We start from the raw sequence: 22,547 nt of genomic DNA, 5'->3' as shown, positions 1-22,547 counted from the left end.
CCGAGGCTCACGCGGCGCTGCCTCCCAGCGCCAGCGTGAGCTGCCGCGCGGCCGCCAGCACGGGCGGCTGCTGCACGTCGGGCCGGTAGCGCGGCGTGGGCATGGTCAGTGTGACCGCGCCCACCAGCTCGCCCGCGGCGCCGAACACCGGCGCCGAGATGCCCGCGAGGTCGGGCGTGCGGTCGCCCGAGGCGGCGCAGAAGCCCTCTCGGCGGATCTTGTCGTAGGCCCGCCCGTGGGCGCCGCCGAAGGCCATCAGCACCCGGCCACCGGCGCCGCGCTCCAGCGGCAGCAGGTCGCCGGCGCGCGTGGGGTCGCGCAGCACGTGGGGTGAATCCACCCGGTACAGGCACAGCCGCTGGTCACCCTGCCGCACGTGGAAGGCAGCGCTCTCCTTCGTCTTGGCCACCAGCTGCTGCAGCACCGGCATCACCAGCGGCTGCAGCGAGAACGAGGCGATGTACACCGCATGCAGCCGCGCGATGCCGGCACCCAGCGCATAGCGGCCATCGGCCGTGCGCGCCACCAGCTGCGCATGCTCCAGCGAGGCCAGCAGGCGCAGCGCCGTGCTCTTGTATAGCTGGCTGCGCCCGGCCAGCTCGGCCAGCGTGAGCGCCGCTTCGCCGGCCTGGAAGCAGCCCAGCAGGGACAGCGCGCGGTCGACTGCGGCGGCCCCGCCGGGGGCGGCATCCATGTCGGCGAGAGAGGCTTGGGCGGGTTTGCGGGGCATCGGCGTTAGAATTCTGTTGTACGAACAATCGTTCTATCTTACAGAACTTCCGCCATGTCCTCTCCCATGTCGTCCCTGTTGATCAGCGAAGTGGGTCCGCGTGATGGCCTGCAAAGCATCCATGCGGTGATGCCCACCGCGGCCAAGCACCGCTGGATCGCCGCGCTGGCTGCGGCCGGCGTGCGCGAGATCGAGGTGGGCTCCTTCGTGCCCGCCAAGCTGCTGCCGCAGATGGCCGACGTGGGCGAGGTGGTGGCGCAGGCGCTCACGCTGCCCGGCCTGCGCGTGGCGGCGCTGGCGCCCAACTTCCGCGGTGCGCAGGCGGCCTTCGAGGCGGGCGTGCACAAGCTGACGATGCCGGTCTCGGTGACCGAGGCGCATTCGCTGGCCAACGTGCGCAAGACGCATGCGCAGATGGCCGACGAGGTGCGCAACGTGGTGGCGCTGCGCAACGAGCGCTATCCGCACATTGAGCTGGAGGCCGGCCTGTCGGTGGCCTTCGGCTGCACCATCGCCGGCGCGGTGAGCGACGACGAGACCTTGCGCGTGGCGGCCACCATGGCCTCTCTGGGCGTGGACGAGGTGGGCCTGTCCGACACCAGCGGTTATGCGCAGCCGGTGCAGGTGCGCCGCCTGTTCAACCGCCTGCACGCCGAGCTGGGTCGGCAGGCCGGCGGTGCCCACTTCCACAACACCCGCGGCCAGGGCCTGGCCAACGTGGTGGCGGCGCTGGAGGCGGGCGTCACCACCTTCGACGCCAGCCAGGGCGGCATCGGCGGCTGCCCCTATGCGCCCGGCGCCAGCGGCAACATCGTCACCGAAGACCTGGTGTGGATGCTCGAGGCGATGGGCCACGCCACCGGCATCGACATCGACCGCCTGCTGCAGGCCCGTGCGGTGCTGCATGAGGCGCTGCCCGACGAACCGCTGTACGGCCACGTGCCCGACGCCGGCCTGCCCAAGGGCTTCACCTACGCCGACGGCAAGGCCCCGCAATGAGCACCGGCACAGCCGCTCAGCCGCTGCCGTACGAGGGCACCCGCGTCGTCGAGTTCACCCACATGGTGATGGGGCCCACCTGCGGCCTGGTGCTGGGCGACCTGGGTGCCGAGGTCATCAAGGTGGAGCCGCTGCAGGGCGACGCCACGCGCCGGCTGGTGGGCTCGGGCGCCGGCTTCTTCTCGGTGTTCAACCGCAACAAGAAGAGCCTGGCGCTGGATGCGAAAGACCCGCGCGGCAAGGAGCTGGTGCTGCGCCTGGTGGGCACCGCCGACGTGTTCAGCGAGAACTTCAAGCCCGGCACGATGGACAAGCTGGGCTTCGGCTATGCGGCGCTGTCGCAACTCAACCCGCGGCTGGTCTACGTCAGCCACAAGGGTTTCCTGCCCGGCCCCTATGAACATCGCACCGCGCTGGACGAGGTGGTGCAGATGATGGGCGGCCTGGCCTACATGACCGGTCCGGAAGGCCGGCCGCTGCGCGCGGGCACCAGCGTCAACGACATCATGGGCGGCATGTTCGGCGCCATCGGCGCGATGGCCGCGCTGGCCGCACGCGAGCGCACCGGCCGGGGCCAGGAGGTGCAGAGCGCGCTGTTCGAGAACAACGTGTTCCTGGTGGCGCAGCACATGATGCAGTTCGCCGTCACCGGCAAGGCGCCCGCGCCCATGCCCAGCCGCATCTCTGCCTGGGCGGTGTACGACGTGTTCACCGTGGCCGGCGGCGAGCAGATCTTCCTGGCGGTGGTGAGCGACACCCAGTGGGCGCTGTTCTGCGATGCCTTCGGCCTGCCCGCGCTGAAGACCGACCCGCGCCTGGCCAGCAACAACCTGCGGGTGGCCGCGCGCGAATGGATGCTGCCGCTGCTGCGCGAGCGCCTGGCCGGCCTGCCCGCCGCCGACATCGCCGCCACCTTTGAGCGCCATGGCCTGCCCTACGCGCCCATCACCCGGCCGCAGGACCTGCTGGACGACCCGCACCTGCTGGCCACCGGCGGCCTGGCCCCGGTGACGGTGCCGGCCGATGCCAGCGGCGCCGGACGCGAGATCGAAACGCGCACTGCACTGCTGCCGCTGGCGCTCGACGGCCAGCGCCTGGGCGTGCGCGAGCCGCCGCCCGCGCTGGGCCAGCACACCGATGCGCTGCTGCATTCGCTGGGTTATCTCGACGGCGACATCGCGGCTTTGCGCGAGGCCGGCGTGCTGCTGCCCGCAGGCCGCTAGCATCGGCTGCATCGAAGCAGTACGCCGATGGAGACGAACACATGGCCGTGTATGAACTGGACGACCTCAAGCCCCGCATCGCCGAGACCGCCTGGGTGGCCGACAGCGCGCAGGTGATCGGCAACGTGGAGCTGGCCGAAGGCGCCAGCGTGTGGTTCGGCGCGGTGGTGCGCGGCGACAGCGCCGACACCGTGCGCATCGGCCGCAACAGCAACATCCAGGAAGGCAGCGTGCTGCACTCCGACCCCGGCAAGCCGCTGACCATCGGCGAGAACGTGACCGTGGGCCACATGGTGATGCTGCACGGCTGCACCGTCGGCGACGGCTCGCTGGTGGGCATCGGCGCGGTCGTGCTCAACGGCGCGCGCATCGGCAAGCACTGCCTGGTGGGCGCCGGTTCGCTGGTGACCGAAGGCAAGGAGTTTCCTGACGGCTCGATGATCCTGGGCAGCCCGGCCAAGGCAGTGAAGGAACTGTCGCCCGAGCAGATCGCCGGCCTGCAGCGCAGCGCACGGCACTACGTGGCCAATGGCCAGCGCTTCAGCGCCGGCCTGAAGAAGGTGGGCTGAGCATGGCCACGATGCCGGCGCACATCCACAGCTATGAGCCGCGCAACGGCCACGGCCTGCCGCACGATCCGTTCAACAGCATCGTCGGCCCGCGGCCGATCGGCTGGGTGTCCACACACGACGAGCAGGGCCGCCTGAACCTGGCGCCGTACAGCTTCTTCAACGCCTTCAACTACACGCCGCCCATCGTCGGCTTCTCCAGCATCGGCTGGAAGGATTCGGTGCGCAACGCCGAGCGCACGCGCGAGTTCAGCTGGAACCTGGCCACCCGCGCGCTGGCCGAGCGCATGAACACCAGCAGCGCCGGCGTGCCGCCCGAAGTGGACGAGTTCGAGCTGGCCGGCCTCACGCCGCGGCCGGGCACGGTGATCGGCGTGCCGCACGTGGCCGAGAGCCCGGTGAACTTCGAATGCCGCGTGACGCAGATCGTGCAGCTGCAGACAGCGCAGGCCACGCCGGTGGAAACCTGGCTGGTGCTGGGCGAGGTGGTGGCGGTGCACATCGACAGGTCGCTGCTGGTCGAAGGCATCTACGACACCGCGGCCGCACGCCCCATCCTGCGTGGCGGCGGCCCGGCGGACTATTTCGAGATCACGCCCGAGGCACTGTTCAGGATGAAGCGCCCGCGTTAGCAGTCGCCCTACACAACTTCGCGCACGACATCAAACGAAACACGCCGATACCGCGGCGAGAGGACCGAACCCCAGCCCGCCGGCACCATGGCTTCCATCGCAACCCTTGTTGAAAGCACACGATGAAAGTCTGGATCAAACGCAGCCTGGCCGGTGTTCTCGGCGCCTCGGTGTTGTTCGGTGGCCTGTCGGCCTGTGCGGCCGGCGGCTACGGCGGCGGCCACGGCCGCGGCGACTGGAGCCAGCAAAGCCCCGAGGAGCGTGCCGCACGGCAGGCCAAGATGCTGGAGCGCGTCGCCAGCCGCCTGGAGCTGGATGCAGCGCAGAAGGCCAAGCTCGACACCCTGGCCAGCACGCTTCAGGCGCAGCGCGCCGCGGTGATGGGCGGCACCGGCCCGCGCACCGAGCTGCAGTCGCTGATCGCCGGCAGCAGCTTCGACCGCAACCGCGCGCAGGTGCTGCTGCAGCAGAAGACGCAGGCAATGCAGGCCGGCGGCCCGCAGGTCATCAATGCGATGGCCGACTTCTTCGACAGCCTGCGCCCCGACCAGCAGCAGAAGGTGCGCGACTTCATGAACCGGCGCGGCGGCCGCGGCATGCACCATGGCGAGCGCGGCCCGCGAGGCGGCTGACCGACACAATGGCCGCATGCGACGCCTGCTGCTGATCGACGACGACGAACAACTGGCCGCGCCCCTGGCGGCCTTCTTCCGCCGCTTCGATTGCGAGCTGGTGTCGGCCACCACGCCCAGTGCGGGCCTGGCGCTGTTGAAGGAAGGCGGCTTCGACGCCGCCATCCTCGACGTGATGCTGCCGGAGATGGACGGCTTCGAGCTCTGCCGCACGATCCGCAAGCACAGCGACCTGCCCATCGTCATGCTCACCGCGCGCGGCGACGTGATGGACCGGGTGGTGGGCCTGGAGCTGGGCGCCGACGACTATGTGCCCAAGCCCTTCGAGCCGCGCGAGCTGCTGGCCCGGCTGCAGACCGTTTGGCGGCGCAGCGGCAGTCGTGGCGCCGCACTACCGGTGCCCGCCGGCGAGCCGCGCGTGATGGTGTTCGACGGGCTGACGATCGACCTCGACCGCCGCCAGGCCCTGCGCGGCGGCGAGGCCCTCGACCTCACCGGCACCGAATTCGAGCTGCTGGTGCTGCTGGCGCGCGAGCCGCAGAAGGTGTTCAGCCGTGACGAGATCCTGGAGAAGCTGCGCGGCCATTCCGCCGAAGACCTGCTCACCCGCGCGGTGGACATCCTGGTGAGCCGGCTGCGCAAGAAGCTGGAGCCGCTGGACTGCATCCGCACGCTGCGTGGCGTGGGCTATGCCTTCGCGGCCGGGCGCGTGCAGTGAGCGCGGCCGACGCTCCTGCGCCCTGGCGCCAGCGCTTCCATGCGGCTCGGCGCCGCCTCGGCCACTCGTTGCGCTGGCGGCTGGTGGGCCTGTTCGTGCTGCTGGCCGTGGCCACGGTGATCGTGTTCGTCTCGGGCATGCAGCAGGCCTTCCGCGGCGGCTGGCGCGAGGTGGCGCGGCCGCTGGTGGCGCACTACCTGGACCTGGCCGCGGCCGACCTCGGCACGCCGCCCTCCATCGAGAAAGCGCGGCAGATGGTGCAGCGGCTGCCGCTGCGCATCCAGATCGACGGGCCGCAGGTGCAGTGGGATTCGCACCCCGGCCGCGCCGAGCGGGCGCGCCGCCGCGGCCGCGACGACGAAGGTGGCGAATGGCAGAGCCGCACGCTGGCCGACGGCCACCGCGTGACCTTCCGGCTGGTGCAGCCGCCGCACGAGCGGCGCGCCCGTGGCATCGGCTGGGCCACGCTGGCGCTGCTGCTGCTGCTGGTGGGCATCGCCTGGCGCAGCGTGAGCAGCCTGCTCAAGCCGATCGAAGGCATCCGCGCCGGCGTGCAGCGCTATGGCCAGGGGCAGTTCCAGCAGCCCATCGTGGTGGAGCGGAACGACGAACTGGGCCAGCTGGCGCAGCAGGTGAACACCATGGCCGCGGACCTGCAGCGCATGCTGGAGGCGCAGCGCGGCCTGCTGCTGGCCATCAGCCATGAGCTGCGCAGCCCGCTGACCCGCGCCCGCGTGAACGCGGAGCTGGTGGAAGACGGCGAGGCCCGCGACGCGCTGCTGCGCGACCTGGGCGAGATGCGCGACCTCATCAGCGACCTGCTGGACAGCGAGCGCCTGGCCGCCGGCCATGCCGCGCTGCAGACCGAGCCCACCGACCTGGCCGCGCTGGTGCGCGAGGCGGCGGCCGACTTCGGCGGCGATGCCGACATCACGCTCGACGTCGCCGCCGACCTGCCGCTGCAGCCCATCGACCGCCCGCGGCTGCGGCTGCTGCTGCGCAACCTGATCGGCAACGCACGCCGGCATGCGCCGCGCACGCCCATCGCGCTGGCCTTGCGGCGCGAGGAGGCGGAAGCCGTGCTCACCGTGCGCGACCACGGCCCGGGCGTGACCGACGAACAGCTCGCCCTGCTGGCCCAGCCCTTCTACCGCACCGACAGCGCCCGCCAGCGCCGCACCGGGGGCGTGGGCCTGGGCCTGTACCTGTGCCGGCTGGTGGCGCAGGCGCATGGCGGCAGCTTGCAGCTGCAGCGGGCGCAGCCCGGGCTGGCGGTGGTGCTGAGGTTGCCGCTCGGCGGTTGACGCGCAGGCGTCATCGATGCGGCCTTTTTCTTGCGTAGCATCGGCCCCCAGGTCAATTTGCACCAAGGTGATGCCATTGAATGAGTCAGTCATTTCGAGGTGGTCGGCGTCGGTGGTCCTGGGGTGCGCACTGGCTGCGCCCGCCGGGGCCGCGCCGATCGCGGTCGGCGAGGGCGCCTTTGCCGGCGCGCAGCTGATCGACTTCAATGCCCTGCCCGACCGTTTCGTGCTCGGCAACCTGGCGCCGGGCATCAGCGTGGGCAGCGGCATGCTGTTCACCAACGCGTCATCGCCCGTGCTGGATGCATTCGGCAGCCAGGGCGCGAGCAACTTCGATCACGCCGAGCCCGGCGTGGTGTCGCGCAGCATCACGCTGCTGTTCTCGCAGCCCGTCATCCGGCTGGGGCTGCTGCAGTTCTCGGGCACCACCGAATTCCAGCTCATCGTCGCCGACGAATCGCTGCTGTTCCCCAGCGGCGCCAGCCCCAGCTTTGCCGGTGTGGAGGATCTGGCCGGCTTCACCCAGGCCACGCTTTTCGTCACCGGGGAGAACCGCGCCTTCTCCATCGACGACCTGCGCTTCGTGCTGGCCGACACGCCCGGCAACACCGTGCCCGAGCCCGGCGCGCTGGCACTGGCCAGCCTGGCGCTCGGCGCCGCCGCGCTGGCGCGCCGCCGCCGCACCGGGTAGCCAGCCCGGCGCCTGGCCGCAGAGTCCTTCAAGCACCCCTGGAGCCCGCCATGACGCCGATGCCCGATGACCGCCCAGACACCGCCACGCCTGCCGCGGCCCGACTCGTCGGCACCTTCGGCTACCGCATCGAGGGTGACACCGCCAGCCTGAACGCCGAGATCCACTGGAGCCCGGCCGCGGCCGACCATGACGGCTGGCGGCTGCAGCTGTGGGCCCGCCCGCTGGGCGGGGTGGCGCCGTCCGTGCTGGTGGCGGAGCTGGCGCTGAGCGTGCCGCTGCACAGCCATGGCGAGCCGCAGCACTATGCCGAAGGCCATGTGATGGCCGTGCCGCCGGCCGGTAGCGGCCAGCACGAGATGACGCTGCGGCTGGTGAGCACCGCCGCCGACGGCCGGCCGCTGCTGCATGACGAAGCCGCCTTCGGCCAGCCCGAGCGCTTCGTGCAGCCGCGGTTGGAGGGCGCCAGCCTGCGCACCGGCGTGGGCGACGGCCTGGCGCTGGTCGTGGAGCGGGTGCACAACCCGCGGCCGGCGGACAACTTCAGCGGCTCGCTGTCGCTGGAGCTGTGGGCGCTGGCCGAGCCGTACCGCGGCGGCGCCTTCGTCGGCCGCTGCATCACCTCCGTGCGGGTGGCGCCGCTGGCCGGTCAGACGGATTCCGGCCCGATGGTGATGCCGGTGCCCGCCACCGCGGCCGACCGCCAGCGGCCCTGGTGCCTGATGCTGCGGGAATGGACCGCCGTCGGCTACGTCACCCGCGACCACGCGGCGCTGGTGCCACCCCTGCCCGCACGGCCGCCGGCGGCAGCCGCCGCCACCTCCGCCACGCCGGCGGCCCGTGCGCTGCCGACGATGCCGCTGCCCACGCCGATGCCGGCCATCGTGCGGGCAGCGCCACCGCGGCGCGCCGCGGTGCCGCCGCCTGGCCTGGGCTCGCGCCTGATGGCCAACTTGAGGCAGCTGCTCCATCGGGGATGAGAATCATTTGCGTTAGGATGGCGCCCGAGCCAGCCTGCGCCAGCCGAGACCAACCTTCGCCGCACACGAGGTGCACTGGCGGCAAGCGGGTTTCGGCGGCCGCGCAGCAGGCCTCCGTGGCCCTGCCCGCGGGTGTCCATCGATCGTGTGACGGTCGATCCACCCCCAAGCAGGACCCCCGATGACAAGCCCCCACCGCCGCGCGCGCCGCACCACGCTGGCCTGCGCCGCCACCACCACGCTGCTGTGCAGCGCCTTGCCGCCGGCGCAGGCACAGGCCACCGCGCCGGAGGCGCCGGTCACGCAGGTGCTGATCACCGGCAGCGCCGACCGCCAGACCGCGACCGGCCCCGTCAAGGGCTACAACGCACGCCGCAGCGCCACCGCCACCAAGACGGACACGCCCCTGTCGGAAACGGCGCAGTCGGTGACGGTGATCACCCGCGACGAGATCGTCGACCAGGGCGCGGTGAACGTGCAGGACGCGCTCAACTACGCCGCCGGCGTGCGCTCGGACGCCTACGGCATCGACTCCCGCAGCGACGGCTTCCGCATCCGCGGCGGCAATGCCGACGAATACCTCGACGGCCTGCGCAAGAACTTCGACTACTACACCAGCAACGCCCGCACCGAGCCCTACACGCTGGAGCGCATCGACGTGCTGCGCGGCCCGGCCGCCATGCTGTTCGGCCAGGGCTCCACCGGCGGCGTGGTCAACCTGGTGAGCAAGCGACCGCAGGACGTGGCGCAGGGCGAGGTGGGGCTTCAGGTGGGCAGCTTCGGCCGCCGCCAGCTGCAGGCCGACGTCACCGGCCCGCTGACCGCCGACGGCCAGTGGCTGTACCGGCTGGTGGGCGTGGCCCGCGATGCCGACACCCAGGTGGACCACGTCAGCGACGACCGCGGCCTGCTGGCGCCTTCGCTCACCTGGCGGCCCAGCAACGTCACCTCGCTCACGCTGCAGGGCCTGGTGCAGAACGACGACAGCGGCTCCACCTCGCAGTTCTTCCCGTGGTCGGGCGTGCTCACCGCCAACCCCAACGGCAAGCTGCCCACCAGCCGCTTCATCGGCGACCCCGACTGGGACCGCTACGACACCCGCCGCCGCTTCGCCGGCTGGCTGTTCGAGCATGAGCTGGACAGTGGCTGGACCCTGCGCCAGGGCCTGCGCTACACGCACACCGAGGTGGACTACCGCAGCCTGTACGGCGACTCGTTCTCGCTGCCCGGCGGCTGGGCGGCCGACCCGGTGGGCCAGCGGCTGCTGGGCCGCTACGCCAGCGCCTCCTTCACCAAGACGCGGCTGCTCACGATCGACCAGAACCTGCAGGGCCGCGTCACCACCGGCGCCGCGCAGCACGACCTGCTGGTGGGCCTGGACTACGCGCGCTACCGCAAGACGGGCACCAGCGGCTTCGCCGGCCCGGCCGACGTGCCGGTGATCGATGCCTACGACCCGGTGTACCCGGCGTTCACGCCGCCCGAAAACTTCGCCATCGATCCTTCCACCCAGCGCCAGGTGGGCGTGTACCTGCAGGACCAGATCCGCTTCGGCGAGCGGTGGCTCATCACCGCCGGCCTGCGGCACGACCGCGCCCGCAACCAGACCGAGGGCCAGGCCAGCGAGAACAGCAGCGCCACCACCAAGCGGCTGGGCGCGATGTACAGCGTGGCCGGCGGCTGGTCGCCCTACCTGAGCTACAGCGAATCGTTCAAGCCGGTGGCCAACATCGGCAACCAGCGCTTCGACCCGCTGCGCGGCAAGCAATGGGAGGCCGGCGTCAAGCACGAGTCGGCCGACGGCAAGCTGCTGGTGAATGCGGCCGTGTACCACCTGCGGGAGGAGAACCAGCTCATCTCCGACCCCTCCACCAACACCTACAGCCAGGCCGGCGAGACCAAGGCCCGCGGCCTGGAGCTGGAGGTGAAGGCGGCGCTGCCGCGCAACGTGGACCTGGTGGCCAGCTACACCTATACCGACGTGAGCGAGGAGATCGAGGAAGTGCCGCACCACCAGGCCTCGCTGTGGGGCAAGTGGCGCTTCGCGCCGGGCCTGTCGGCCGGTGCGGGCGTGCGCTACAAGAGCGCCTTCAGCGACGGCGCGGCGCCGGAGGTGCCCTCGGTCACCCTGCTCGACCTGATGCTGGCCTGGGAGAACGCGCACTGGCGCGCCGCGCTCAACATCGCCAACCTGACCGACAAGACCTACGTGGCCACCTGCCTGGGCCGGGGCGACTGCTGGTACGGCGCGCGCCGCAGCGCGGTGGCCTCGGTGAGCTACCGCTGGTAGGCGTGCAGGAAGCGCGCCGTCAGTCGCGCGGCGGCGGCGCGGGCGGCAGGGCCGCCGGCAGCGGCTGCGACAGCCGCGGCAGGTGGCGCGGCGGCTGGCGCACCGGCGACCGTTGGGCTACCTCGGCCAGTTCGGCCACCTCGGCCGGCACCTCCGCCTTCACCTGCTGCAGCTGCTGCGGTTGCGGCTGCACACGCGGCGCTGCCGGCGGCTGTTTCGGCGCCGGCCGCAGCATGCTGGTGCCGGTGGCGGGCGGCACGGGCGGCAGCGGCAGCTGCTGCCACTGGCCCCACAGCGGCTGGCGCTGGTCGGGCGCGGCCAGGTGGATCTCCTCCACCAGGCTGCCCTGGCCGTCGGCGATCACCACCCGGTGCGACTGCGAGTTGGCCGCCAGCGCGCGGCCGAAACGGCGCAGCCGGTCCAGGTCGCTGTGCCAGATGCGCCCCTGCAGCGTGAGCCGGCCGGCGGCGTCGCGCGTCACCTCCACCACCCGGTACAGCGGTGCCTGACGGCCACCGCCACGGCGCGGCGCCGCGGGCAGGGCGGGCTCCGTCAGGGTGGGCGCGGTGTCGGGGCTGGACATGACGGCTTTTCGGCCGCTGGCGCGCCAGGCTGAGGCCGGACGTGATTGGTTTTGTTTCGGCGGTCGATAGACTGGCCCGATGTCCGACGCCCACACCATCCAGGTCGAGCCGGGCGGCCACCGCTTCGCCGCCCAGCCGACGCAGACCTTGCTGGCCGCTGCCCTGCAGGCCGGCGTGCCGATGCGCAGCGCCTGCCGCAACGGCAGCTGCCGGGCCTGCCTGTCGCAGCTGTTGGAAGGCCAGGTGCACTACCTGGTGGACTGGCCCGGCATCAGCCGGGAAGAACGTGCCGAAGGCGCGGTGCTGCCCTGCGTGGCCCAGCCGCGCTCCGACGTGCGGCTGCAGGCGGGCCGCCTGCTGTGGGGCTGAGCATGGCCGACGAGCCGCTGCTGCTGCAGGCCGCCGCCCAGGCGCGGCAGCACTCGCACTCACCGTATTCCGGCTTCGCGGTGGGGGCCGCGCTGCTGGACGAGCAGGGCCGGCTGCATACCGGCGCCAACATCGAGAACGCCGCCTATCCGGAAGGCCTGTGCGCCGAGGCCGTGGCCCTGGCCCACCTGGTGATGGCGGGCGGCCGGCAGGTGCGGGCGGTCGCGGTGGTGGCGGACAGCGCCCGGCCGGTGACACCCTGCGGCGGCTGCCGGCAGAAGCTGCGCGAGTTCGCGGCGGCGGATGCGGTGGTGCTGTCAGGCGCCGTGGCCGAGGGCGGGCCGGTGCTGCGCGGGCGCTTCACCCTCGCAGGGCTGCTGCCTGAAAGCTTCGGACCCGCGCACCTGGCGGCGGCGGACTAGCGCAGTCCTTCGGCCAGCGCCCGCGTCAGTTCGGCGGCCGGCATCGGCCGGCTCAGGCCCACCGCCTGGCCGGACCACAGCGGCGAGAAGTCCCCGCTGTCCCGCGCCTCGGCCTCGGTGCGCAGCGGTGCCAGCGCGCTGGTGGCCAGCGGAAAGCGGGGCGCATCGTCGGCCAGCGGTCCCATCTCGCGCATCACCCTGTTGACCACGCCGCGGGCCGGCCGGCCGCTGAACACGTTGGTGAGCGCGGTGTGCACCGCCGCCTCGCTGCCCAGTGCACGGCGGTGCACCGCGCTGGTGTCGGCCTCGGGGCACAGCAGGTAGGCGGTGCCCACCTGCACGCCGGCGGCGCCCAGCGCCATGGCGGCCCGCACGCCGCGGGCGTCGCCGATGCCGCCAGCGGCCACCACCGGCACCTGCACCGCATCCACCACCTGCGGCAGCAGCGCCATCAGGCCCATCTGCAGCGTCAGGTCGGTGTCCAGGAAATGGCCGCGGTGGCCGCCGGCCTCCAGGCCCTGGGCGATCACCACGTCGGCGCCGCGCGCCTGCAGCCATCGCGCCTCGGCCACGGTGGTGGCCGACGACATCACCACCGCGCCCCATGCCTTGACACGGTCCAGCAGCGCCGGCGCCGGCAACCCGAAATGGAAGCTGACGACCGGCGGCTTGTAGGCGGCCAGCAGCTCGGCCGCCTCGGCGCTGAACGGCACCCGACCGGCGGCACTGGGCGCGCTGCGCAGGTCGGTGCCGAATTCAGCGTCGAACCGGTGCGACAACCGGGTGCGCCAGGCGGCGTCGCGCACCGGGTCGGGCTCGGGCGGCGTGTGGCAGAAGAAGTTCACGTTGTAGGGCGTGCCCGCGGCCTGCAGGCGCCGCAGCTCCGCTTCCAGCGCGTCGGCCGACAGCATGGCCGCGGGCAGCGAGCCCAGCGCACCGGCGGCTCCCACGGCCAGCGCCAGGCGGCTGCCCTGGGAGCCGGCCATGGGGGCCTGGATCAAGGGCAGCTCGGTTTGGAGCAACGAAAGCAACGCACCCGACATCACGGTCTCCGCCAGCAACAACAGGCGACCAGCCTAACGCCATTGCGCCGGGCCTTCAGGCGCGGGCCGGGATGGCTAGGGTTGCGGCTTCTGCCGGTACACCACCGGCGGCAAGGCCTGCGCCCAGTGGCGGCGCTCGCGCAGCAGCGACTGCACCCGCGCCACCAGCGCGTCCACTCGGCGCGCTAGCGCACGGCGTGTGGGCAGGCCGGGCAGTGCCGCTTCCAGCGCGGCCTGGTCCTGGTGGGCCCACATCAAGGCGGTGTCGCGCAGGATGACGGCCGCCCGCAGCCGCACCAGCTCACGCTCCTGGCGTCGCAGGGTCGCCGCCTGCTCGTCCAGCAGCCGGCTGCAGCGGCGCTGCACGCTGCCGTAGGCGTTCATCAGCGCGCAGTGCTCGCGCGCCAGATCGGGGGTGTCGGTGGGTTGTTCGGCGTTCATCGTGCACCTCGTGGTGGTGACGCGCCGATATTAGATGAGAACTATTCTCGTTTGCGTGAAAGCCGCGTTGCCAAAAGAAAAGCCCCTGGCGATGGGCGCCAGGGGCTGCTAACGGGCCGCGCAGGGCGGTCAGGCTTCGGCCGGGGCCGAGGTGCGGATCAGGTGGTCGAACGCACCCAGCGCGGCAGTGGCGCCCTGGCCGACGGCGATCACGATCTGCTTGTACGGCACCGTGGTCACGTCGCCCGCGGCATACACGCCCGGCACCGAGGTCTGGCCATGCGAGTTGACGATGATCTCGCCGCGCGGCGACAGCTCCACGCCGCTGCCCTTGAGCCACGCGGTGTTGGGCACCAGGCCGATCTGCACGAACACGCCGGCGATGTCGATGCTGTGCAGCTCGTTCGTCTTGCGGTCCTTGTAGGCCAGGCCCACCACCTTGCTGCCGTCGCCCTTGACCTCGGTGGTCTGCGCGTTCACCAGCACCCGCACGTTGGGCAGGCTGTGCAGCTTGCGCTGCAGCACCGCGTCGGCGCGCAGCTGGCTGTCGAACTCCAGCAGCGTGACGTGGTCCACCACGCCGGCCAGGTCGATGGCGGCTTCCACGCCGGAGTTGCCGCCGCCGATCACCGCCACCTTCTTGCCCTTGAACAGCGGGCCGTCGCAGTGGGGGCAGTAGGTCACGCCCTTGGTGCGGTACTCGGCTTCGCCGGGCACGTTCATGTCGCGCCAGCGGGCACCGGTGGCCAGGATCACGCTCTTGCTCTTGAGCGTGGCGCCGCTGGCCAGCGTGACTTCCACCATGCCGCCGTCGGCGCGCAGGGCTTCGGCACGCTGCATGTTCATGATGTCCACGTCGTAGGTCTTGACGTGCTCTTCCAGCGCCACAGCGAACTTCGGGCCGTCGGTCTCCTTGATCGACACGTAGTTCTCGATGGCCATGGTGTCCAGCACCTGGCCACCGAAGCGCTCGGCCGCCACGCCGGTGCGGATGCCCTTGCGGGCCGCATAGATGGCCGCCGCCGCGCCGGCCGGGCCGCCACCGACGATCAGCACGTCGTAGGGCGCCTTGGCGCTGAGCTTGGCCGCGTCACGGGCGGTGGCGCCGGTGTCGATCTTGGCCAGGATCTCTTCCAGGCCCATGCGGCCCTGGCCGAACGGCTGCCCGTTCAGGAACATCGACGGCACGGCCATGATCTGGCGGTCTTCCACTTCCTTCTGGAAGAAGCCACCGTCGATGGCCACGTGCTTGATGCGCGGGTTCAGCACCGCCATCAGGTTCAGCGCCTGCACCACGTCCGGGCAGTTGTGGCAGGTCAGGCTCATCCAGGTCTCGAAGACCAGGTCCTGCTCGGGCTCCAGCGCCTTGATCTGCTCGATCAGGTCGGCTTCCACCTTGGGCGGATAACCACCGGCCTGCAGCAGCGCCAGCACCAGCGAGGTGAACTCATGGCCCATCGGCAGCGCGGCGAAGCGCACGCCCATGTCGGCGCCCTGGCGGGTGATCTGGAACGAGGGGCGGCGGCTGTCGGTGCCGTCGGTGCGCAGGGTGATCTTGTCGGACAGGCCGACGATCTCGCTCAGCAGCTCACGCACCTGCTGCGATTCGGCGCGATCGTCCAGCGAGGCGATCAGCTCGATCGGCTGCTGCAGGCGTTCGAGGTAGCCCTTGAGTTGGGCCTGGAGGTTGGCGTCCAGCATGGCGGCTCCTTGGAAGGTGGGATGTGAAATTCGGAGGGCGAGTCGGCCCAGACCCGGTTGAACACGCCCACATCACAGCCGCGGGACGTCTTCAACAGGGCCCGGAGGGGGCCGGCGCCGGCGGCCTGGGCCGGCCGGCGCCTTGAGCTTGTGCGACCGGCGCAGGGCCGGCCGTCAGCCGCTTCATCGAATCAAGGTCAGATCTTGCCGACCAGGTCCAGCGACGGGGTCAGGGTGGCGGCGCCTTCGTTCCACTTGGCGGGGCACACCTGGCCCGGGTGGGCGGCGGTGTACTGGGCAGCCTTGAGCTTGCGCAGCGTTTCCTTCACGTCACGGGCGATCTCGTTCGAGTGCACTTCCATCGTCTTGATGATGCCCTCGGGGTTGATCACGAAGGTGCCGCGCAGCGCCAGGCCTTCTTCAGGGATGTGCACGCCGAAGGCGTTGGTCAGGGCATGCGTCGGGTCGCCGACCAGCGGGAACTTGGCCTTGCCGACGGCGGGCGAGGTCTCGTGCCACACCTTGTGCGAGAAGTGGGTGTCGGTGGTCACGATGTAGACCTCCGTACCAGCCTTCTGGAACTCGGCGTAGTTGTCGGCCGCGTCCTCGATTTCCGTCGGGCAGTTGAAGGTGAAGGCTGCCGGCATGAAGATCAGCACCGACCACTTGCCCTTCAGGCTCTCTTCGGTCACCTCGATGAACTTGCCGTTGTGGAACGCCTGGGTCTTGAACGGTTGGACTTGGGTGTTGATCAAAGACATGTGTGTTCCTCTGTAGGGTTGGTTGTAGGCCGGGTTTCACTTTAGGCGCTTTGGGGCATCGCGTGGATTCATTGAGTCAATGTGACTGATTGACTTTGGCTAACGCCACGCGCAGGCAGAATCATCGGCACACCGCAACGGAGGCTGCAGATGTCGTACTTGCTCCTGATCCGTGAACCCCTGGGCCAGCGCGCGGAGCGCGGCGAGGCCGCCGGCCGCCAGCTCTATGACCGCATGCTGGGCTTCGCGGCCGAATTGCAGTCGCGCGGCGTGCTGCTGGCCGCCGAATCACTGGCCGACATGGGCCCGAATGCCGCCCGCATCCAGGTGCGGGAGGGCCGGCGCACAGTGATCGACGGCCCCTTCACCGAGACGAAGGAAATGGTGGGCGGCATCTTCCTGATCGACGTGGCCACCCGCGAGGAGGCGCTGGCCATCGCCGCCGAATGCCCGGCCGCGCAGTGGTGCACCGTGGAAGTGCGCCAGACCGCGCCCTGCTGGGACCGCAGCGCCGCGGGCTGAGCGACGCCGCCAGGCTGTCGAAAAGCGCCGGGGACGTTCGTCGTGGTTCCAGGCGCTCATGGCGCCGAGGAGCGACAGATGCGATTCATGATCATCGTGCGGGCCACGCCCGAAACCGAGGCGGAAGGCAACCCGTTGCCGGAAGACGAGACCGTGCTGCCCGCCATGCTGGCCTACCACGACGAACTGGCCAAGGCCGGCGTCCTGCTGGACGCCAACGGCCTCAAGCCCAGCCGGCATGGCTGGCGCATCCGCTATGGCAGCGGGCAGCGGCAGGTGATCGACGGCCCGTTCGCGGAGACCAAGGAGCTGATCGCCGGCTACACGCTGATCCAGGTGCGCACGCGCGAGGAGGCGATGGAGTGGGCACGCCGCTTCCCTGCGCCGCTGGGCGAGCGGGTGCCCGCCGAGATCGAGGTGCGCGAGCTCTACGAGGCCAGCGACTTCCCGCCGCCCGCCGCCGCCTGACCGCCCATCCATCACCGGAGCCCCCCATGCACAAGCAAATCTTCGTCAACCTGCCCATCCGCGACATGCAGCGCTCGCGCGCCTTCTTCGAGGCGATGGGCTATGCCTTCAATCCCCAGTTCAGCAACGACCAGGGCGCCTGCCTGGTGCTGGGCGAGAACCTGCACGCCATGCTGCTGGTGCACGACTTCTTCAAGGGCTTCACCGCCAAGCCGATCGCCGACGCGCGCGAGGTGTCGGAAGTGCTGGTGTGCATGTCCTGCGACAGCCGCGAGCAGGTGGATGCCCTGGTGGCCAAGGCCGTGGCGGCCGGCGGCACCACGCCCCGCGCACCGCAGGACCACGGCTTCATGTATGCCCACGGCTTCGAGGACCTGGACGGCCACATCTGGGAGCTGGTGGTCATGACCGGCGAGATGCCACCGGCGGCCGCCTGATGGCCATGGCGGCCGGCGCGTCCGCGACCCACCGCGCGATCGAGACCGTCTGGCGGATCGAGTCGGCCCGCATCATCGCCGCCGTCGCGCGCATGGTGCGCGACGTGGGCCTGGCGGAGGAGCTGGCACAGGACGCGCTGATCGCCGCGCTGGAGCACTGGCCGCAGGACGGCTTGCCCGACAACCCCGGAGCCTGGCTCATGGCCACCGCCAAGCACCGCGCACTCGACCGCCTGCGCCAGCAGGCGATGCAGCACCGCAAGCACGAGGAACTGGGCGCCGACGCCGACGCGCTCGGCACGCATGTGGTGCCCGACTTCGTGGATGCGCTGGATGCCGCCCGGCAGGACGACATCGGCGACGACCTGCTGCGGCTGATCTTCACCGCCTGCCATCCGGTGCTGAACACCGAGGCGCGCGTGGCCCTCACGCTCAAGCTGCTGGGCGGCCTCAGCACGGCCGAGATCGCCCGCGCCTACCTGGTGCCCGAGCCCACCGTGGCCCAGCGCATCGTGCGGGCCAAGCGCGCCCTCACCGCGGCCAAGGTGCCGTTTGAGGTGCCGCCGGCTGAAGCCCGCACCCAGCGCCTGGACTCGGTGCTGGACGTCATCTACCTCATCTACAACGAAGGTTATGCAGCCACCGCCGGGGACGACTGGATGCGCCCCGCGCTGTGCGACGAGGCGCTGCGCCTGGGCCGCGTGCTGGCCGCGCTGATGCCGGCCGAGCCGGAGGTGCAGGGCCTGGTGGCGCTGATGGAACTGCAACATGCCCGTGCGCCGGCCCGCGTCGATGCGCAAGGCGCCGCGGTGCTGTTGGCCGACCAGGACCGCAGCCGCTGGAATCACCTGCTGATCCGCCGCGGCCTGGCAGCGCTGCGCCAGGCGCAGGTTCTGGCCGAGGCCGGGCCCGGCTGGGGGCCGTACGCGCTGCAGGCCGCCATCGCCGCCTGCCATGCCCGCGCCGCCCGGGCCCAGGACACCGACTGGACGCAGATCGTGCAGTTGTACGACGCGCTGATGGAAGCCGCGCCCTCACCGGTGGTGGCCCTCAACCGCGCCGTGGCGGTGGGCATGGCGCAAGGGCCGCAGGCGGCATGGCCGCTGGTGCAGGCGCTGGCGGCCGAGGCCTCGCTGGCGCGCTACCCGTGGCTGTTCAGCGTGCAGGGCGACCTGCTGGCGCGTCTCGGCCGGGGCGCCGAGGCCGCCGCCGCCTTCCGGCATGCCGCCGGCCTGACGCACAACATGCGCGACCAGGCAGTACTCCGGGCCCGCGCCGAGGCGCTGGACAACGGCAAGCCGCAGCGCCACTGACGCCGGGAGGGCTGTTACGTGCACACACCCGAAAGGGTGAGGCCGGGCCTGTATATTCGTACAGTGGACCTGCAAAGCAAACTCGCCATCCTGGCCGACGCGGCCAAGTATGACGCCTCGTGCGCCTCCAGCGGCACCGACAAGCGCAACTCCGTCGGCGGGCGCGGCATCGGCTCCACCGAAGGCATGGGCATCTGCCACAGCTATGCACCCGACGGGCGCTGCATCTCGCTGCTGAAGATCCTGCTCACCAACCACTGCCAGTACGACTGCCTCTACTGCGTCAACCGCAGCTCGAGCAACGTGCCGCGGGCGCGCTTCCGTACCGATGAGGTGGTGCAGCTCACCCTCGACTTCTACCGCCGCAACTGCATCGAGGGCCTGTTCCTCAGCAGCGGCATCATCAAGAGCCCGGACTTCACAATGGAGCAGGTGGTGGAGGTGGCCCGCTCGCTGCGCGAGGACCACGATTTCCGCGGCTACATCCACCTCAAGACCATCCCCGACGCCAGCGAAGAACTCCTGGCCCGTGCCGGCCGCTATGCCGACCGCCTGAGCATCAACATCGAGATGCCCACCACCGAAGGCCTGCAGGCGCTGGCGCCCGAGAAGGACGACCGGGCGATCAAGCGCTCCATGGCACGGCTGCGGCTGCACATCGACGACGGCAGGGAGGCGGCCAAGCCGGTGCCCATCCGCGTGCTGCCTGGGGCGCGGCCGCGGCCGGCCAAGGCGCCGCGCTTCGCGCCGGCCGGCCAGAGCACGCAGATGATCGTCGGCGCCGATGCCTCGGACGACCGCCACATCCTGGCCACCAGTGCGCAGCTGTACGGCAGCTACCGGCTGCGGCGGGTGTATTACTCCGCCTTCAGCCCGATACCGGATGCGTCGCGCTCGCTGCCGCTGCAGGCGCCGCCGCTGATGCGCGAGCATCGCCTTTACCAGGCCGACTGGCTGATGCGCTTCTACGGTTTTGCGCACGACGAGATCGTGCCCGGCGGCCAGGGCCTGCTGCGGCTGGACGTGGACCCCAAGCTGGCCTGGGCCCTGGCGCACCGCGATCGTTTTCCGGTCGACCTGAACCGTGCGCCGCGCGAGCTGTTGCTGCGGGTGCCGGGCCTGGGCGTCAAGGCCATCGACCGGCTGCTGCAGTCGCGCCGGGTGCGCCGGCTGCGTGCCGACGACCTGCCGAGGCTGCACGTGCCGCTCAAGAAGGTGCTGCCCTTCGTGGTGGTCGACGGCCACAACCCGGCTGACCGCGCAGTGCCGGTGCCCGTGCCGGCGGTGGCGCCGGCCGCACCGGTGCAGGCCTCCTTGTTCGGCTGAGGGGCATGCAGGCGGTGCTGCTGGCCGGTCCGGCCGACGTGGACGGCTTCCGCCGGGAGGCGCGGCGGCTGCTGCAGGCCCAGGTGCCGCCGGTGGCGGTACGCTGGCAGGTGGCCGGCGCCACCCCCACGGGCGAAACCGCCGGCTTGTGGGCCGACGAGGCTGAGTCCGCTGCCACTTCGTCCCTGGATGCCGCCCCGGCCGGCGCGTCCGCCGTTCGGGTGCCTGCGGCCTTCGTGGAGTTGTGCGGCCAGGTGCTGCTGCACTCCGATCCGGGCCGCTTTGCACTCATGTACCGGCTGCTGTGGCGCCTGGTGCACGAGCCCGCGCTGCGCCATGACCCGCTGGATCCGGACCGCCTGCAGGCTGCCGAGCTGGCGGCCGCCGTGCGGCGCGACATCCACAAGATGCGCGCCTTCGTGCGCTTCCGCCCGGTGGGCGACGACCGCCACGTGGCGTGGTTCGAGCCCGACCACCACATCGTGGAGGCCAACGCGCCGTTCTTCATGCGCCGCTTCGCCCAGATGCGCTGGGCGATCCTCACGCCGCGCCGTTGCGTCGAGTGGGACGGCAACGCGCTGCACTTCCAGCCCGGCGCCGACCGCAGCAGCGCGCCGCAGGTCGACGCTGGCGAGCGGCTGTGGCTCACCTACTACGAGCACATCTTCAATCCCGCGCGCCTGAAGATCGCCATGATGGAGCGCGAGATGCCGCGCCGCTACTGGCCCAACCTGCCGGAAGCCGCATTGATTGCGCCGCTGGCCGCCGCTGCCGCCGCACGCACCGGGCAGATGATCGAGGCACCGGCCACGCCGCCCCGCAGCGTGCGCGCCATCCAGCTGCACCGCGTAGCGCCCGCACCGGCCGGGCGACCCCCCGCCACGCTGGACGAGTTGCGGGCGGCCACCAACGCCTGCAACGCCTGCCCCATCGGCGCGCTGGCCACCCAGGCGGTGTGCGGAGAGGGGCCGGCGGGCGCCAGCCACATGCTGGTGGGTGAGCAGCCGGGCGACCAGGAAGACCTGGCCGGCCGCCCCTTCGTCGGCCCGGCCGGCCAGCTGCTGGACCGCGCGCTGGCCGAACTGGGCTGGCCACGCGACGAGGTGTACCTCGCCAATGCCGTCAAGCACTTCAAGTACGAGTTGCGGGGCAAGCGCCGCCTGCACAAGACCGCAGGCCAGCGCGAGGCGCAGGCCTGCGCCCAGTGGCTCACGCATGAGATCGAGCTGGTGCAGCCGCGGGTGCTGGTGGCCCTGGGCGCCACCGCCGCGCGCACGCTGTTGGGCCGCCAGGTGGCGGTCACGCGGGAGCGCGGGCGCTGGCTGCATGAGCGTGCCGACGGACGTCCGGTCTTCGTCACCTGGCATCCCTCGGCGTTGCTGCGACTGCCTGATGGCGAGCGCCAGGCCGCCTATGGCGCCTGGCTGGACGACCTGGCCGCCTGCAGAAGTGCTGAAACTGTGTAAAAGGTGGCGTGCGAGCCACCCCCATTCGAGTGGTTCCGCCCCTTGAAGGGGATGGCCGCGACACCCCTTTGCGCATTAGTGCGCAGAGGGAAAAGGCACGCTTCCTACCCCCCAGGCCGTCAGTATTTCGGTCAAGCCCTTGTAGTAAATTGTGTGAGGCCTAGGATGCCTGCACTCAGCGGGTCCTCCGGGGCCGCACCGGGCGCCTTCGCCCGCTGCACGCCCGGCCTGCATGGCCCGGCGCCCACACAAGACAGCACACAAGGGGCTCTGCGTTGCGAACTTCTTCCATCTTCCAAGGGCGCGCCTTCTGGATCTCGTCCTTCTTGGCCGTGGCCGCCGCACTGCTGGGCGGCTGCGCCTCCACCACGCATCCACCGGCCCCGCTCGAGGCGCAGACGCAGGACTACTCGTATGTCATCGGCGCCGGCGATTCGCTGAACATCATCGTCTCGCGCAATCCGGAGCTGTCCATGCAGGTGCCGGTGCGGCCGGACGGCAAGATCAGCGCGCCGCTGGTGGACGAGCTGCCCGCGCAGGGCAAGACCTCGGTGCAGCTGGCCCGCGAGATTGAAAAGCAGCTCGAGAAGTACATCCGCGACCCGGTCGTCACCGTGGTGGTCACCGGTTTCGTCGGCCCGTACAGCGAGCAGGTGCGCGTGGTGGGTGAAGCCACCCGGCCGCAGTTCCTGGCCTACAAGCAGAAGATGACGCTGCTGGACGTGATGATCGCCGTCGGCGGCCTGACGGATTTCGCCGCCGGCAACCGCGCCACCATCCTGCGCAGCGCCGAGGGCAACAAGCAGTACACGGTGCGCCTGAAGGACCTCATCAAGGACGGCGACATCTCGGCCAACGTCGAGATGCGTCCGGGCGACATCCTCATCATTCCGCAGAGCTTCTTCTGACGCACGCCTTGAAGCTCT

General features: G+C 71.1%; 25 protein-coding genes. 19 read left to right on the top strand and 6 right to left on the bottom strand.

The window, feature by feature from the left end:
- Positions 1-7 precede the first annotated feature (7 nt).
- Positions 8-730, bottom strand: coding sequence for an IclR family transcriptional regulator (locus LRS14_RS12835; protein ID WP_257799788.1), 723 nt, complete (start codon positions 728-730; stop codon positions 8-10).
- 66 nt (positions 731-796) lie between these two features.
- Here LRS14_RS12835 and LRS14_RS12830 point away from each other — a divergent pair, with 66 nt between their 5' ends.
- The 10 genes from LRS14_RS12830 (at position 797) to LRS14_RS12785 (ending at position 10,768) form a co-directional block, all read left to right on the top strand.
- Positions 797-1,729 carry a hydroxymethylglutaryl-CoA lyase gene (locus LRS14_RS12830; RefSeq protein WP_404977552.1) on the top strand — a complete coding sequence of 311 codons (933 nt, stop codon included), beginning with the start codon at positions 797-799 and terminating at the stop codon, positions 1,727-1,729.
- Entirely contained in the window at positions 1,726-2,952 is a 1,227-nt protein-coding gene (locus tag LRS14_RS12825; protein ID WP_257799786.1) for a CaiB/BaiF CoA-transferase family protein, read from the top strand. Before LRS14_RS12830 ends, LRS14_RS12825 begins: the two co-directional genes overlap by 4 nt.
- A 41-nt stretch (positions 2,953-2,993) precedes the next feature.
- Positions 2,994-3,521 carry a gamma carbonic anhydrase family protein gene (locus tag LRS14_RS12820; protein WP_257799785.1) on the top strand — a complete coding sequence of 176 codons (528 nt, stop codon included), beginning with the start codon at positions 2,994-2,996 and terminating at the stop codon, positions 3,519-3,521.
- A gap of 2 nt (positions 3,522-3,523) precedes the next feature.
- Entirely contained in the window at positions 3,524-4,153 is a 630-nt protein-coding gene (locus LRS14_RS12815) for a flavin reductase family protein (RefSeq protein ID WP_257799784.1), read from the top strand.
- A 122-nt stretch (positions 4,154-4,275) separates the two neighbouring features.
- Positions 4,276-4,785, top strand: a complete 510-nt coding sequence (locus tag LRS14_RS12810) for a Spy/CpxP family protein refolding chaperone (protein ID WP_046113013.1) — start codon at positions 4,276-4,278, stop codon at positions 4,783-4,785.
- Between the two features lie 16 nt (positions 4,786-4,801).
- Positions 4,802-5,503 (top strand): response regulator transcription factor, encoded by a 702-nt coding sequence (locus LRS14_RS12805; protein WP_257799782.1) that lies wholly within the window; start codon positions 4,802-4,804, stop codon positions 5,501-5,503.
- Complete coding sequence (locus LRS14_RS12800) at positions 5,500-6,807, top strand: HAMP domain-containing sensor histidine kinase (protein WP_257799781.1); 1,308 nt, start codon at positions 5,500-5,502, stop codon at positions 6,805-6,807. The genes LRS14_RS12805 and LRS14_RS12800 overlap by 4 nt, the downstream gene beginning before the upstream one ends.
- A 112-nt stretch (positions 6,808-6,919) precedes the next feature.
- Entirely contained in the window at positions 6,920-7,498 is a 579-nt protein-coding gene (locus LRS14_RS12795; protein ID WP_046113015.1) for a PEP-CTERM sorting domain-containing protein, read from the top strand.
- A 50-nt stretch (positions 7,499-7,548) separates the two neighbouring features.
- Complete coding sequence (locus tag LRS14_RS12790; RefSeq protein WP_257799780.1) at positions 7,549-8,478, top strand: hypothetical protein; 930 nt, start codon at positions 7,549-7,551, stop codon at positions 8,476-8,478.
- A gap of 181 nt (positions 8,479-8,659) precedes the next feature.
- Positions 8,660-10,768 (top strand): TonB-dependent siderophore receptor, encoded by a 2,109-nt coding sequence (locus LRS14_RS12785; protein WP_257799779.1) that lies wholly within the window; start codon positions 8,660-8,662, stop codon positions 10,766-10,768.
- A 19-nt stretch (positions 10,769-10,787) separates the two neighbouring features.
- Here LRS14_RS12785 and LRS14_RS12780 read toward each other — a convergent pair whose 3' ends face one another.
- On the bottom strand, positions 10,788-11,351 hold the full coding sequence (locus LRS14_RS12780) for a hypothetical protein (RefSeq protein WP_257799778.1): 564 nt from the start codon (positions 11,349-11,351) through the stop codon (positions 10,788-10,790).
- A 79-nt stretch (positions 11,352-11,430) separates the two neighbouring features.
- On the opposite strand from LRS14_RS12780, the gene LRS14_RS12775 reads away from it, so the two are divergent.
- Positions 11,431-11,721 (top strand): 2Fe-2S iron-sulfur cluster-binding protein, encoded by a 291-nt coding sequence (locus LRS14_RS12775; protein ID WP_257799777.1) that lies wholly within the window; start codon positions 11,431-11,433, stop codon positions 11,719-11,721.
- Between the two features lie 2 nt (positions 11,722-11,723).
- A complete protein-coding gene (locus LRS14_RS12770; protein WP_257799776.1) occupies positions 11,724-12,143 on the top strand; it encodes a cytidine deaminase in 420 nt (139 codons plus the stop codon).
- Here the strand turns inward: LRS14_RS12770 and LRS14_RS12765 are convergent.
- From LRS14_RS12765 to ahpC, 4 genes are all read right to left on the bottom strand, one after another.
- On the bottom strand, positions 12,140-13,186 hold the full coding sequence (locus tag LRS14_RS12765; protein ID WP_257799775.1) for a nitronate monooxygenase family protein: 1,047 nt from the start codon (positions 13,184-13,186) through the stop codon (positions 12,140-12,142). The two genes, LRS14_RS12770 and LRS14_RS12765, sit on opposite strands and share 4 nt — an antisense overlap.
- Before the next feature lie 75 nt (positions 13,187-13,261).
- Complete coding sequence (locus tag LRS14_RS12760) at positions 13,262-13,627, bottom strand: hypothetical protein (RefSeq protein WP_052736275.1); 366 nt, start codon at positions 13,625-13,627, stop codon at positions 13,262-13,264.
- A 129-nt stretch (positions 13,628-13,756) separates the two neighbouring features.
- Entirely contained in the window at positions 13,757-15,328 is a 1,572-nt protein-coding gene (gene ahpF, locus LRS14_RS12755; protein WP_257799774.1) for an alkyl hydroperoxide reductase subunit F, read from the bottom strand.
- A 197-nt stretch (positions 15,329-15,525) separates the two neighbouring features.
- Complete coding sequence (gene ahpC / locus LRS14_RS12750) at positions 15,526-16,089, bottom strand: alkyl hydroperoxide reductase subunit C (RefSeq protein WP_046113020.1); 564 nt, start codon at positions 16,087-16,089, stop codon at positions 15,526-15,528.
- 150 nt (positions 16,090-16,239) lie between these two features.
- Between ahpC and LRS14_RS12745 the strand changes: the two genes are divergently transcribed.
- The 7 genes from LRS14_RS12745 (at position 16,240) to LRS14_RS12715 (ending at position 22,529) form a co-directional block, all read left to right on the top strand.
- Positions 16,240-16,611, top strand: coding sequence for a YciI family protein (locus LRS14_RS12745; RefSeq protein WP_257799773.1), 372 nt, complete (start codon positions 16,240-16,242; stop codon positions 16,609-16,611).
- A 78-nt stretch (positions 16,612-16,689) separates the two neighbouring features.
- Positions 16,690-17,079 (top strand): YciI family protein, encoded by a 390-nt coding sequence (locus tag LRS14_RS12740; RefSeq protein WP_046113022.1) that lies wholly within the window; start codon positions 16,690-16,692, stop codon positions 17,077-17,079.
- 26 nt (positions 17,080-17,105) lie between these two features.
- Positions 17,106-17,516, top strand: coding sequence for a VOC family protein (locus tag LRS14_RS12735; protein ID WP_257799772.1), 411 nt, complete (start codon positions 17,106-17,108; stop codon positions 17,514-17,516).
- The gene (locus LRS14_RS12730; RefSeq protein ID WP_404977551.1) at positions 17,516-18,829 is read left to right on the top strand and encodes an RNA polymerase sigma factor; all 1,314 of its coding nucleotides are present in this window, start codon (positions 17,516-17,518) and stop codon (positions 18,827-18,829) included. Before LRS14_RS12735 ends, LRS14_RS12730 begins: the two co-directional genes overlap by 1 nt.
- 63 nt (positions 18,830-18,892) lie before the next feature.
- Positions 18,893-20,155, top strand: coding sequence for a putative DNA modification/repair radical SAM protein (locus LRS14_RS12725; RefSeq protein WP_257799771.1), 1,263 nt, complete (start codon positions 18,893-18,895; stop codon positions 20,153-20,155).
- A gap of 5 nt (positions 20,156-20,160) precedes the next feature.
- Positions 20,161-21,621: a UdgX family uracil-DNA binding protein gene (locus LRS14_RS12720; protein WP_257799770.1), complete on the top strand. Its 1,461-nt coding sequence runs from the start codon at positions 20,161-20,163 to the stop codon at positions 21,619-21,621.
- A gap of 326 nt (positions 21,622-21,947) precedes the next feature.
- Complete coding sequence (locus LRS14_RS12715; RefSeq protein WP_404977581.1) at positions 21,948-22,529, top strand: XrtA/PEP-CTERM system exopolysaccharide export protein; 582 nt, start codon at positions 21,948-21,950, stop codon at positions 22,527-22,529.
- The last annotated feature ends 18 nt before the right edge of the window (positions 22,530-22,547 follow it).

The organism is Aquincola sp. J276 (genome assembly GCF_024700035.1).
GTDB lineage: Bacteria > Pseudomonadota > Gammaproteobacteria > Burkholderiales > Burkholderiaceae_C > Aquincola > Aquincola tertiaricarbonis.
Note: the sequence above shows the minus strand (reverse complement) of the source record. Positions and strands in the feature narration are given on the sequence as shown.